The organism is Enterobacter cloacae complex sp. SYL003 (assembly GCF_049236925.1).
Lineage (GTDB): Bacteria > Pseudomonadota > Gammaproteobacteria > Enterobacterales > Enterobacteriaceae > Enterobacter > Enterobacter intestinihominis.
The window spans coordinates 99071-111836 of record NZ_JBMKJK010000016.1; the positions used below are offsets into that span (position 1 = coordinate 99071).

Annotated in this window: 13 protein-coding genes; 6 read left to right on the forward strand and 7 right to left on the reverse strand. The window is 52.3% G+C overall.

Annotated elements, in window-relative coordinates; all coding sequences use genetic code 11:
* Entirely contained in the window at positions 1 to 1413 is a 1413-nt protein-coding gene (gene glnG / locus ACOT1A_RS19140) for a nitrogen regulation protein NR(I) (protein WP_022649852.1), read from the forward strand.
* Positions 1414 to 1523: 110 nt separating this feature from the next.
* Positions 1524 to 1634: a YshB family small membrane protein gene (locus tag ACOT1A_RS19145; RefSeq protein ID WP_017382667.1), complete on the forward strand. Its 111-nt coding sequence runs from the start codon at positions 1524 to 1526 to the stop codon at positions 1632 to 1634.
* A 100-nt stretch (positions 1635 to 1734) separates the two neighbouring features.
* Here the strand turns inward: ACOT1A_RS19145 and hemN are convergent, their stop codons facing one another.
* The 3 genes from hemN to ACOT1A_RS19160 all read right to left on the reverse strand — a co-directional run bounded on the left by hemN (position 1735) and on the right by ACOT1A_RS19160 (position 4201).
* Positions 1735 to 3108: an oxygen-independent coproporphyrinogen III oxidase gene (hemN, locus tag ACOT1A_RS19150; protein WP_023298931.1), complete on the reverse strand. Its 1374-nt coding sequence runs from the start codon at positions 3106 to 3108 to the stop codon at positions 1735 to 1737.
* A gap of 188 nt (positions 3109 to 3296) precedes the next feature.
* Positions 3297 to 3812 carry a Der GTPase-activating protein YihI gene (gene yihI, locus ACOT1A_RS19155; RefSeq protein WP_022649854.1) on the reverse strand — a complete coding sequence of 172 codons (516 nt, stop codon included), beginning with the start codon at positions 3810 to 3812 and terminating at the stop codon, positions 3297 to 3299.
* Between the two features lie 161 nt (positions 3813 to 3973).
* Positions 3974 to 4201, reverse strand: coding sequence for a hypothetical protein (locus tag ACOT1A_RS19160; protein WP_022649855.1), 228 nt, complete (start codon positions 4199 to 4201; stop codon positions 3974 to 3976).
* Between the two features lie 191 nt (positions 4202 to 4392).
* On the opposite strand from ACOT1A_RS19160, the gene yihA reads away from it, so the two are divergent.
* Positions 4393 to 5022, forward strand: a complete 630-nt coding sequence (gene yihA, locus ACOT1A_RS19165; RefSeq protein WP_003861913.1) for a ribosome biogenesis GTP-binding protein YihA/YsxC — start codon at positions 4393 to 4395, stop codon at positions 5020 to 5022.
* Positions 5023 to 5333: 311 nt separating this feature from the next.
* Here the strand turns inward: yihA and polA are convergent, their stop codons facing one another.
* Positions 5334 to 8126: a DNA polymerase I gene (polA, locus tag ACOT1A_RS19170; protein ID WP_276170158.1), complete on the reverse strand. Its 2793-nt coding sequence runs from the start codon at positions 8124 to 8126 to the stop codon at positions 5334 to 5336.
* Positions 8127 to 8565: 439 nt separating this feature from the next.
* On the opposite strand from polA, the gene ACOT1A_RS19175 reads away from it, so the two are divergent.
* Complete coding sequence (locus ACOT1A_RS19175; protein ID WP_022649857.1) at positions 8566 to 9474, forward strand: acyltransferase; 909 nt, start codon at positions 8566 to 8568, stop codon at positions 9472 to 9474.
* A gap of 21 nt (positions 9475 to 9495) precedes the next feature.
* Here the strand turns inward: ACOT1A_RS19175 and dsbA are convergent, their stop codons facing one another.
* The 3 genes from dsbA to ACOT1A_RS19190 all read right to left on the reverse strand — a co-directional run bounded on the left by dsbA (position 9496) and on the right by ACOT1A_RS19190 (position 11478).
* Positions 9496 to 10119, reverse strand: a complete 624-nt coding sequence (dsbA, locus tag ACOT1A_RS19180; protein ID WP_022649858.1) for a thiol:disulfide interchange protein DsbA — start codon at positions 10117 to 10119, stop codon at positions 9496 to 9498.
* Positions 10120 to 10146: 27 nt separating this feature from the next.
* Positions 10147 to 11133 carry a serine/threonine protein kinase gene (locus ACOT1A_RS19185; protein ID WP_022649859.1) on the reverse strand — a complete coding sequence of 329 codons (987 nt, stop codon included), beginning with the start codon at positions 11131 to 11133 and terminating at the stop codon, positions 10147 to 10149.
* Between the two features lie 75 nt (positions 11134 to 11208).
* A complete protein-coding gene (locus ACOT1A_RS19190; RefSeq protein WP_003861904.1) occupies positions 11209 to 11478 on the reverse strand; it encodes a YihD family protein in 270 nt (89 codons plus the stop codon).
* A gap of 68 nt (positions 11479 to 11546) precedes the next feature.
* Here ACOT1A_RS19190 and mobA point away from each other — a divergent pair, with 68 nt between their 5' ends.
* Together mobA and mobB are read left to right on the forward strand one after the other, a co-directional pair.
* Entirely contained in the window at positions 11547 to 12131 is a 585-nt protein-coding gene (mobA, locus tag ACOT1A_RS19195; protein ID WP_063150751.1) for a molybdenum cofactor guanylyltransferase MobA, read from the forward strand.
* Entirely contained in the window at positions 12128 to 12631 is a 504-nt protein-coding gene (gene mobB / locus ACOT1A_RS19200; protein ID WP_063150752.1) for a molybdopterin-guanine dinucleotide biosynthesis protein MobB, read from the forward strand. The genes mobA and mobB overlap by 4 nt, the downstream gene beginning before the upstream one ends.
* The last annotated feature ends 135 nt before the right edge of the window (positions 12632 to 12766 follow it).

The following is a 12766-nucleotide window of genomic DNA, read 5'->3' on the forward strand; positions in this document are numbered from 1 at the left end:
ATGCAACGAGGGATAGTCTGGGTAGTCGATGACGATAGCTCCATCCGTTGGGTGCTTGAACGCGCGCTCACAGGAGCGGGATTAAGCTGCACGACGTTTGAGAGTGGCAGCGAGGTGCTCGACGCACTCACCACCAAAACGCCGGACGTTCTGCTCTCGGATATTCGCATGCCGGGAATGGACGGACTGGCGCTCTTAAAGCAGATCAAACAGCGCCACCCTATGCTTCCGGTCATCATAATGACCGCCCACTCCGACCTGGATGCTGCCGTCAGCGCGTACCAGCAGGGCGCGTTTGATTACCTGCCAAAACCGTTTGATATCGACGAAGCCGTTGCGCTGGTTGAGCGCGCTATCAGCCACTATCAGGAGCAACAGCAGCCCCGCAATGCCCCCGACTTTGGACCAACGACGGACATCATCGGTGAAGCGCCAGCCATGCAGGACGTGTTTCGCATCATCGGGCGTCTGTCGCGTTCGTCTATCAGCGTCTTGATTAACGGTGAATCAGGGACCGGTAAAGAGTTGGTCGCACACGCCCTGCATCGCCACAGCCCGCGGGCGAAAGCCCCCTTTATCGCCCTGAACATGGCAGCGATCCCTAAGGATTTAATTGAATCTGAGCTGTTCGGCCACGAAAAAGGGGCATTTACCGGAGCCAATACCATTCGTCAGGGACGCTTTGAACAGGCTGACGGCGGCACGCTTTTCCTGGATGAAATCGGCGATATGCCGCTGGATGTACAGACCCGACTGTTGCGCGTGCTGGCAGATGGACAGTTTTACCGCGTGGGCGGGTATGCGCCGGTGAAGGTGGACGTACGCATTATCGCCGCGACGCACCAGAACCTGGAGCTGCGCGTACAGGAGGGGAAATTCCGTGAGGATTTATTCCATCGTCTGAACGTGATCCGCGTCCACCTGCCGCCGCTGCGCGAGCGTCGGGAAGATATCCCGCGTCTGGCGCGCCATTTCCTGCAGGTGGCGGCCCGCGAGCTGGGCGTGGAAGCCAAGCAGCTTCATCCGGAAACGGATGCCGCCCTCACCCGTCTGGCGTGGCCGGGCAACGTGCGTCAGCTGGAAAACACCTGTCGCTGGCTGACGGTGATGGCCGCCGGCCAGGAAGTGCTGATTCAGGATTTACCGGCAGAACTGTTTGAAGCCACCGTGCCCGAGAGCACCGCAGGACATACGCTGCCGGACAGCTGGGCAACGCTGCTGGCGCAGTGGGCAGATCGCGCGCTGCGTTCCGGTCATCAAAACTTGCTTTCTGAAGCACAGCCTGAAATGGAGCGCACGCTGTTGACCACCGCGCTTCGTCATACCCAGGGCCACAAACAGGAAGCGGCTCGCCTGTTGGGATGGGGTCGAAACACCCTGACGCGCAAGCTGAAAGAGCTGGGAATGGAGTGATCTTACTCCGCTGTGTAAAGGTTACTAATTGAGCGCAAAGTGCCGTTATTTTGCGCTTTACTGTTCCGATGAGTTTTGTATGATCGTGCCCGGAAACTGGGGGGAGCATCATGCTGGAATCATTAGTGACCTTACTTTCGAGCGGTGCAGCAGAAAGCCACACGCCACAAACTGCCGTTGCGGCGGTATTGTGTGCGGCACTGGTTGGGCTGTTTAGCTAACGAGCTGACGATGAAAAGCCGGGTGGCGGCTTCGCCTTACCCGGCCTACATAAGTGCGAGTTGTAGGCCGGGTAAGCGAAGCGCCTCCCGGCATTGCAACTTAAATCACGCGCGAGAACTGCTGTAAACGCGCTTTCTGGCGCAGATAGGCATCGAAGCACATGCAGATATTACGAATCAACAGACGCCCCTTCGGCGTGACGACCACCGCGCTCTCCGACACATCCACCAGCCCGTCCTTCGCCAGCGGCGCAAGAAGCTTCAGGTCTTCGGCAAAGTAATCGCTGAATTGCAGATCCCATTGCGACTCCACCTCGCGGAATTCGAGACGGAAGTTGCAGATAAGCGCCTTAATCACATCACGACGGATGCAGTCGTCGCGCGTTAACGCAATGCCGCGCCACAGCGCGTTGCCCGTTTCATCAACTTGCTGGTAATACAGCTTCAGCTCTTTTTGGTTCTGGGCGTAGCAGTCGCCAATCATGCTGATAGCGGAGACACCCATTCCGAGCAGATCGGTATCTCCCTGGGTGGTGTATCCCTGGAAGTTACGGTGGAGAACACCTTCGCGCTGGGCAATCGCCAGTTCGTCGTCAGGGCGGGCAAAGTGATCCATCCCGATAAACTGATAGCCGGTTTCGGTCAGCGAGGCGATGGTCTCCTGCAAAATGTCCAGCTTCTGCTGGGCGGAAGGCAGATCCGCATCTTTGATTTTGCGCTGCGCGGCGAACAGCGTCGGCAGGTGCGCATAGTTAAAGACGCTCAGACGGTCCGGGTTGAGCTCAGCCACGCGTTTAAGCGTGTAGGCGAAGCTCTCCGGCGTCTGCTTCGGCAGGCCGTAAATCAGGTCTATATTCGTTGAGGTAAAGCCGATCTCACGCGCATGGTTGAGTAAGGCAAAGATAAACGCTTCGTCCTGCTCCCGGTTGACCAGGCGCTGCACTTCTTTGTTGAAGTCCTGTACGCCCATACTCAGGCGGTTGAAGCCTTCGGCGCGTAAATGATCCAGCACATCCAGCTCGATTTCACGCGGATCGACCTCGATCGAAATTTCAGCGTCGTCGTTAAAACTGAAACTGCCGCGCAGAAGCGCCATCAGGCGGCTGATCTGCGCTTTGTTCAGATAAGTTGGCGTACCGCCGCCCCAGTGAAGCTGGCTGACGTGACGGCCTTTAAACAGCGGTGCGCGGTGCAGAATTTCCTGTTCAAGCGCATCGAGGTATTGATCGGCTTTGTGCTGCTGGCGGGTAACGATCTTATTGCAGCCGCAGAAGTAGCAGAGCTTGTGGCAGAACGGAATATGGACGTAGAGCGACAGCGGGCGCTCGGGATAGCGCGCCACAGCTTGCTGAAAATCCGCCTCGCCGAAAGCGTCAGAAAACTCCAGCGCGGTGGGGTATGAGGTATAACGCGGCCCGGAATAGTTATATTTCTGGATCAGGGCCAAATCCCAGTCGATAGATGGTACAGACATGCTCACTCCTTCCGTTGGTGTCGCGTTCGTATACGGCGGCCCGTTCTGGTCCCGTTGCGGGCCATCATTCGGGTGCGCAGCCACTTCTGTCGCCGCGACAACCGCCGTAGTTTAACGAATAACCACACCAGATAACATATAACCGGAAGGGTTATAAGCAGGACGAGTGTACCTGCCGGGTGCAAATGTTAGTTTCCACCTTTCAGCAGACGCATCATATCTTCCTGCTTTTCGTCTTCCTCTTCGTCTTCTTCATCATCGTAGGACAGACCCAGCTTCTGCATCAGTTCATCAATGCGATCCAGTTTGGCATCTACCCAGGACTGCTCTTCAGCGGTCAGGGTTTCACCCTCTTCAAGACGTTCCAGCAGCGCATCCAGGCGCTCATCGTTCTCCAGCATATCCAGCTCAGCCTGCGGTGAAAGCATAGGTTTCTCGCTCTTTGGTTTGTGCTGCTTAGTGACCGGCGTGTCTGTCACGCCCAGTGGAATGGGAGTTTTACTGCCGATACGAGGATCTTTCTGCTGTTTGCCTTTTGCAGAAGCGCCTGCGGCACCGCCACCGTTAGCACGGCTACCCGCAGTATGGCCACGATGCTTTTTATCGCGTTTGCGATCGCGCGCTTCCTGATTCAGTTCTTCGCGCGTTTTGCGGCGTGCTTTTGCAGGGCGTTTCGCGCCCGCAGCGGAGGTCGGTTTTTTCATGATGTTTTATCTTTAAGTCGTTTTCTTCAGTATAGAATTGCGGCGAAATCTAGCAGAAAGCAAGCAAAGAAAAAAGGCGACAGAGCAATCTGTCGCCTTTTTTCCTGACTCACAACCCTTAACGGGTCAGACATTCCCTGTTTGCCTTCAACAAACCCTGTTTATCCCTTGGCTACTACCGTCCGTGATACGGTTCCGTTTCCTGTTAAAAACGCCTCCAGGCGCCGGTCGTCCTGACAATCCTGAGTCTTCGCCTCCTGGCGCTCCTGACCCTTATCCTTAAGTCGTTTTCCTGCTGGCATCCTCGCCTTGACGCACACTTTACCTTGTTCTCTTAAACTAACAAGCAACGAAAAGGTACTAAACCGGATTTTCAGATAATTACTCATTAATAACTCTTTGAATTTTAATCTTTTGAGTTTTTTAGTGCCTGCGATTTCTCTCAAATTTCTCATACGTTTAAGGGCAGATCTCTTACATTCCGTAGGGCTTTCACTTACACGTCAATGACGAAGGGAAAAGCCTTTTGCCCGCATTCAGGTATAATCCCCCGCAGATTACGATTTTTGGAGACGACCACGTGACTACCTGGAACTACCAACAGACGCATTTTGTCACCAGTGCGCCCGATATTCGCCACCTGCCCTCAGACACAGGGATTGAAGTGGCATTTGCTGGCCGCTCCAATGCGGGAAAATCCAGCGCCCTGAATACGCTGACCAATCAGAAAAACCTGGCGCGTACCTCAAAAACACCTGGCCGTACTCAGCTGATTAACCTGTTTGAAGTGGCTGAAGGCAAACGCCTGGTCGATTTACCGGGCTACGGTTACGCGCAGGTACCGGAAGAGATGAAGATCAAATGGCAGCGTGCGCTGGGTGAATACCTGGAAAAACGCATGTGTCTGAAAGGTCTGGTGGTGCTGATGGATATTCGACACCCGCTAAAAGATCTCGACCAGCAGATGATTGACTGGGCGGTGGCAAGCGATATTGCGGTGCTGGTGCTGCTGACAAAAGCGGATAAGCTGGCGAGCGGCGCGCGCAAGGCGCAGGTGAACAAGGTGCGTGAAGCGGTGCTGGCATTCAACGGTGATGTACAGGTTGAACCGTTCTCCTCGCTGAAAAAGCAGGGTGTGGACAAACTGCGACAGAAGCTAGACAGCTGGTTTAACGATCTGGAACCGGCGACAGAAGCGGAAGCAGAGTAACAACAGGCGCGGCGATGACCGCGTTTTTTTCGCCCGAAACTTTCCTTCCCGCAATAAAAAACGCCCCAGTCATTACTGACTGGGGCGGCTAAAATATTCAGCCAAATCCGATTACGTGAAGTAAAAGGTCTGAAAGATAGAACATCTTACCTCTGTACCCTACGTCGTTAACTCTACTCTTTTTTTGTCTCTTGAAAAAGCACTTTTTGTAGTTTTTTTTCATTCTTTACATAGGGAATTCTAATGATCGTCACAAAACGCGCGTACTTATGTTGCTTACTTACATAAAACGCGCGTTATTCCGATAACGCTTAGTGAGCCTGATCCCAGTTTTCGCCGCTACCCACTTCCACCAGCAACGGAACGTCCAGCTTCATGCTGTTTTCCATCAGTTCATGGATCTTCTGAGAGACCTCTTCCAGGTCGTCTTTATGGACTTCAAATACCAGTTCATCGTGTACCTGCATGATCATTTTCACGCGCGGTTTCTCTTTTTCCAGCCAGGCATCAACGGCGATCATCGCGCGTTTGATGATGTCTGCCGCAGTGCCCTGCATCGGGGCATTGATAGCAGCACGTTCAGCGCCAGCACGGCGCGCGGCGTTGCTGGATTTGATGTCCGGAAGGTAAAGACGGCGGCCATCCAGCGTTTCAACGTAGCCTTTCTCTTTCGCCTGCGCGCGGGTACGCTCCATATATTCCAGCACGCCCGGATAGCGCTCAAAGTAGAGATCCATATACTTCTGCGACTCTTTACGCGGAATGTTGAGCTGGCGTGATAGGCCAAATGCGCTCATGCCGTAAATAAGGCCAAAGTTAATCGCTTTTGCGCTACGACGCTGTTCGTTTGTCACGCTGTCCAGCGGCAGGCCAAACACTTCGGCAGCTGTCGCCCGGTGGATATCCTTCCCTTCGGCAAATGCCGTCAGCAGGCCTTTGTCACGCGACAGGTGCGCCATAATACGCAGTTCGATTTGCGAGTAGTCTGCTGAGACAATCAGATAATCCTCTGGGGCAATGAAAGCCTGGCGTATACGGCGGCCCTCTTCATTACGCACCGGAATGTTTTGCAGGTTAGGATCGGTTGACGAAAGTCGCCCGGTCGCCGCCACAGCCTGGTGATAGGAGGTGTGCACGCGGCCCGTTTTCGGGTTAATCATCAACGGCAGTTTGTCGGTATAGGTCGATTTCAGCTTCGCCAGACCACGGTACTGCAGGATAACTTTTGGCAGCGGATAGTCCAGCGCCAGCTCTTCCAGCACCTCTTCAGAGGTTGAAGGCGCGCCGCCCGGCGTTTTCTTCAGCGGTTTGATACCCTGCTTTTCAAACAGGATGGTTTGCAGCTGTTTCGGTGACGACAGGTTAAATGCCTCTCCAGCAAGCTCATGCGCTTTCTGTTCAAGCTCGGTCAGGCGCTGCGCCAGCTCGCCAGAGTGATTATGCAGCACCGTTGGGTCGATTTTGACGCCGTTACGCTCAATGCGGGACAGCACAGGCACCAGCGGCATCTCAATGTTCTGGAAAACATTCAGCGGCCCTTCGTGCTTCTGCAATTTCGGCCACATTTTGAGATGCAGCTGTAGCGTAACATCAGCGTCTTCCGCGGCGTAGCGGCCTGCTTCTTCCAGCGCGATCTGGTTAAAGGTCAGCTGATTTTTGCCCTTACCGGCAATTTCTTCAAAGGTGATGGTTTTGTGTTTCAGCCAACGATCGGATAAGGAATCCATATCATGGCGGCCCGCCACGCTGTCCAGAATGTAAGATTCCAGCATAGTGTCAAAAGCGATACCACGCAGTTCAATGCCGTAGTTTTGCAGAATACCGCGGTCGTACTTCAGGTTTTGCCCGACCTTCAGCGCTTTCTCGTCTTCCAGAATCGGCTTCAGCAGTTCTAAGGTGCGCTCGCGCGAGATCTGCTCCGGCGCATCCAGATAGTCATGCGCTACCGGAACATAGGCTGCCATACCCGGCTCCGTCGCGAATGACAGGCCCACCATATTGGCAGATATGTTATCGAGACTGTCCGTTTCGGTATCGAACGCAAATACCGGTGCTTTTTTCAGCTTTTCAATCCAGGCGACGAGCTGCGACTCTTCAAGGATGGTTTCATAGTTATCGAATGAGAGCGCTGCCGCTTCTTCTTCTGCCTGCTCTTCGGCATCGACAACAATAGTTTCTTTCGGCTTCGCCGCAGCTTTTGCCCCTTTCGCCTGAAGCCATTTCCCGGCTTCGACATCCGTGGTCCAGCGTTTAAATTCGTATTTTCTGAACAGGCCAAGCAGTTCTTCTGCGGCGGGTTCCTGCACTTCAAGCTGGTCGCAGGTAAGTTCCAGCTCGACGTCGGTTTTAATGGTGGCTAACTGATAAGAGAGGTAAGCCACCTCTTTGTTATCGGCGAGCTTTCCGGCCATGGTTTTTGCACCACGGAAGGTAAGTCCGGCAATTTTGTCGGACTCAGCGTACAGCGTATCCAACCCACCTAACCCTTGCAGCAGCGCCTGAGCTGTTTTTTCGCCCACGCCCGGCACGCCAGGGATGTTATCCGAGGAATCCCCCATCAGGGCGAGGAAATCAATAATGAGTTCTGGCGGCACGCCATATTTGGCAACCACTTCTTCCGGGCCAAGAATGGTGTTGGTCATGGTATTAATCAGCGTGATCCCAGGTGTTACCAGCTGCGCCATGTCTTTATCACCGGTACTGATCAGCACCGGACGGCCAGCCTTTTCAGCTTCGCGCGCCAGGGTGCCAATAACGTCGTCAGCCTCAACGCCCGAGACAGCCAGCAAAGGCAGCCCCATCGCTTTGACCATAGCGTGCAGCGGTTCAATCTGCGCACGCAGATCGTCAGGCATGGGAGGACGGTGAGATTTGTAATGCTCAAATAATTCATCGCGGAAGGTTTTCCCCTTCGCATCAAACACCACGGCCGCATGGGTTGGGTGGTATTGCAGAATCAGGCTGCGCAGCATATTCAGCACGCCGTACATTGCGCCGGTAGGTTCCCCTGCGCTGTTGGTCAGAGGAGGAAACGCATGATACGCCCGATAAAGGTAAGAAGAGCCATCGACGAGTATAAGTGGGTTTTCTGGGATCTGAACCATAATGTCCGTGCCTTTAATTAATTTATGGGTAAAGGATGCCACAGAAGGATGAAAACATCAGGTTTTAGCGCTTTATACAGAAAAAGATTTTGCGATCGTGAAGATCGCTCGCAAAAACAAACTGTGGATAAGTTTGTGCATATTTTTAATACAGGTGAATAACAGTTCTATAAAACTGATACTGAAAACTTATTTATCAAATAAAATCAATTAGTTGAAATTAGATCACTTAAGATCCAACCCCGCTGATGGTTATTTAGTCTATGTGGATATAAGACGTAAGCACCCTGTCTATATAGAAAATTTCGCTGCATGGCAGGAAAAGCCGCAGCCTCTTCGTGCGAAAGCGCCCTGGTCTGGGCCAATATCTGATAAGATCGGCGCCCAGCACCGGATAGCCGGCTGCTTAATTACAGCTAACTATCTGAAAAAATTCATTATGTCGAAAATACTCGCTGCGATAACCTTATTGCTAAGCGTCATTTTAACTATTCTGGTTACCATCGCCTGTTCTGTGCCAATCATCGTTGCCGGAATAATTAAGCTCCTGCTGCCCGTCCCCCCGGTATGGCGTGCAGTGTCTGCTTTTTGTAATTTTATGATGTACTGCTGGTGTGAAGGGCTGGCGATCCTGTTGTATCTGAACCCCTGGTTAAAGTGGGACGTTCAGGGCCTTGAGAAGCTGAATAAAAAGAACTGGTATCTGCTGATCTGCAATCATCACAGCTGGGCCGACATCGTTGTATTGTGCGTGCTGTTTCGCAAACATATTCCCATGAACAAATACTTTCTGAAACAGCAACTGGCATGGGTGCCTTTCATTGGTCTGGCCTGCTGGGCGCTGGATATGCCGTTTATGAAACGCTATTCACGCAGCTATCTGATTCGTCATCCGGAACGCCGCGGTATGGACGTGGAAACTACGCGCCGTTCTTGCGAGAAGTTTCGCGCGCATCCCACCACCATAGTTAATTTCGTCGAAGGTTCGCGCTTTACCGAAGAGAAGCGCCAGCAGACTCGCTCTCCGTATCAGCACCTGTTGCCGCCAAAGGCAGCGGGTATCGCAATGGCCCTCAACGTGCTGGGTGAGCAGTTTGATAAATTGTTGAACGTAACGCTCTGCTATCCGGAAAACGACAGGACGCCGTTCTACGATATGCTCAGCGGCAAGCTGACGCGTATCGTAGTCCGCGTTGATCTGTTGCCCATCGATACGGAACTGCACGGTGATTACGTTAACGATAAAAACTTCAAACGTCGTTTCCAGCTTTGGCTCAATACACTCTGGAAAGAGAAAGACGAACAGATAGCGGAGTTAAAATCTTCATACAAAAACGCCGGTCAATGACCGGCGTTTTCTTTATGTTTGTTACTTCATCTCAACCAGGTGTTTCACGGTATCAGCGTACTGTTGTACGAAGATATCCATACTGGTGGTGTCCATACCACGCATATTTACCTGGTATTTACCGTTAACATACATCGCCGGCACGCCCTGCAACTGGAAGTCAGCGGCAGCTTTTTCCTGCTGTGCCACGAGAGATTTCACCACAAAACTGTTCCAGGCAGCGTCGTAGTCTTCACCTTTCACACCGGCATCAACAAACACTTTACGGATATCTGCCGTAGTTTGTACGGTCTGGGTTTTCTGTACGGCTTCAAACATAGGCGCGGTGATCTTATCTTCCACACCCAGCGCAATCGCAACCGCCCATGCCTGAGTCAGATCTTTACCCAATGGGCCAAGGAACTCAACGTGGTATTTCGTCATTTTGGTGCCTTCCGGCAGCTTTTTCTTCACGTTGTCAGAAACATGAAGTACCTGCTCAAACTCGTAGCAGTGCGGGCAGTAGAAGGAGAAGAACTCCAGCACCTGAGGCTCGCCAGCTACAGGCTTGTCCAGCGTAATGTACTGCTTGCCGTCGGTAAACTGCGCAGCAGTTGCGCTAAATGCCAGAATCATACCAGCCAGCGCCAGCCAAATTTTTTTCATGATTAACTCTCTCCTGGGTGTGTCCAATTAATACATCGGCGTTAATTGCAGAGGGGGTTCCTGTAGAACCTTAACCTGCTCGGTAAATGTGGATATCTGGTTGCGCCAGTAATCCTCCCCGGTAAGCCAGGGGAAATTTCGGGGAAAAGCCGGGTCTTCCCAACGCCTGATTAACCACGCGAGATAATAAACAAATCGCATCGCACGTAAAGGCTCTATCAGGGCAATTTCGTCTGAATTAAAGGGGCTAAATTCTTCATAAGCTTCAATTATGGTCTCAAGCTGCATGCGCTGCTCGGCTTTATCACCGTTGAGCAGCATCCACAGATCCTGCACCGCAGGTCCCATACGAGCGTCATCAAGATCGACAAATAGCGGGCCGTCGCGCCAGAGAATATTCCCGGCGTGGCAGTCACCGTGCAGGCGTAGAGCGGTAATATCATCCCGCCAGCAGGCTTTTACAGCATCAATAAGCTTATCGGTCGCCGTGAGGAAATTATCTTTAAGCGCCTTTGGGATCAGCGCCGATGTTTCGAATACCTCTCGCGGCTCAATAAGATATTCCTGAACACCAATCGTCGGTCGGGCAACAAACGATTTTTTACGTCCCGTCTGATGAATGCGCCCCAGATAACGGGCAACCCATTCCATCTGATCGATATTATCTGCCTCAAACTGTCTTCCGCCCAGGCTCGGAAATACCGCGTAGTAAAAACCCTGATGGGTCAGCAGCGTTTGGTTATTAAATTTGAGCGGTGCCGCAACGGGAACATCGTCATCCAGCAGATCGTGGGCAAACTGATGCTCTTCCTGAATTTGTTCTGCGGACCAGCGCTGTGGCCGGTAAAACTTTACGACAAAGCGCTGCCGCTCTTCGTCCTGAAATTGGTAGACACGGTTTTCGTAGCTGTTTAAAGGGGTTAACCCGGAATCCACCCGAATACCCTGCTCGAACAGCGCATCCATAATGGTATCCGGGTGTAGTGTCTGGAAAGTAAAAGCCTGGTCGTTCATCCGATCATCCGGAAATTATACGAATGATTCAGGATATCATCTTGTGGCGATTTCGGTGGCTCCGCTTACAAGCTTTTACTCTTTAATTACGCCTCGGGCGCGCAGTAATGCGGTTTTAAAATCCTCTTCATAATCTTTCTGAATACCAGGAATAACAGCATCTTTAGCCGAGTCACGCATTTTGAGGTGGTAGATCAGGATGTCGTCAGAAAGGTCTGCCAGTTCGCCATCAAAACCTGACTCTTTCGCCAGTTTCTGTAAAAATTGCATCAGATTCAGCTCTGGCTCTTTTTGCCAGGCCGGCTGGAGAAGCTCAATGACTTCATTAAGACGTTTACATTTCATGGTAGTGCTCCTTTCATTTAGAGAGACACGTTAGCAGGGTCAATCCCACAATAAAAGAGGCGATATTCGTGAATCAATGCCAGGAAATCATCGGGGTCGTTCTTGCCGGAGGCAGGGCAACGCGAATGGGCGGAAAAGATAAAGGTCTTCAGCTCCTGAACAACACCCCCTTATGGCAGCATGTTGCTGATACCCTGGCAAATCAGGTGTCGTCGATGGCGATCAGCGCTAACCGACATGTTGATATTTATCAGCGCAGTGGATATCCGGTTTATCAGGATAAGCTTGTGGACTACCCCGGCCCGCTGGCGGGAATGCTTTCCGTTATGCAGCAGTCGCACGGAGAGTGGTTTCTCTTTTGTTCATGTGATACGCCCTTCATCCCGTCCTGTCTGGTTAAACGTCTGGTGCAGCGGTGCGAGGGTGCTCCCGTCGTCTGGGTACACGACGGCGAACGCGACCATCCGACGATCGCATTGATTAATCGCTCGTTAATATCTGCGCTGGAAGATTACCTGGCCGCAGGAGAGCGACGCGTCATGGTATTTATGCGCCAGTCAGGAGGGCATTCCGTTGATTTCAGCGACATGAAATCGGCGTTTGTGAATGTAAACACGACGAAAGATTTGCAGATGATGCAGGAGAAGAAATGATACCCGTATTAGCGATCTCTGCCTGGAGCGGCACCGGGAAGACTACGCTGCTAAAAAAGCTGATACCTGCACTTTGCGCTAAAGGTATTCGTCCCGGATTGATTAAGCACACGCACCATAACATGGATGTCGATAAGCCGGGGAAAGATAGCTATGAGCTGCGTAAGGCTGGCGCTACACAAACGATGGTGGCGAGTAACCAGCGCTGGGCGTTAATGACAGAAACTCCGGATGAAGCACCGCTGGATCTCGCTTATCTTGTCAGCCGGATGGAACATTCCACGCTGGATCTGGTGCTGGTTGAGGGGTTTAAGCACGAGGCTGTTGCGAAGATCCTGCTGTTCAGAAACGGTGCCGGGCATGATGTAAGTGAGTTAACGCTGGATGAACATGTGATTGCTGTGGCCAGTGACGCTGCGTTGACGCTGGAAGTACCGGTTCTGGATTTGAATAATGTGGAGGGGATTGCAGAGTTTATTTTGGCGTGGTGTGCAGTCTGAAATCTGCCGGGTGACGGCTTCGCCTGACCCGGCCTATCGTTTTTCGACGTACAAACGCAAAAAGGCCATCCTTGCGGATGGCCTCTTCACTTGTTTGATGCCTGGCAGTTCCCTACTCTCACATGGGGAGACCCC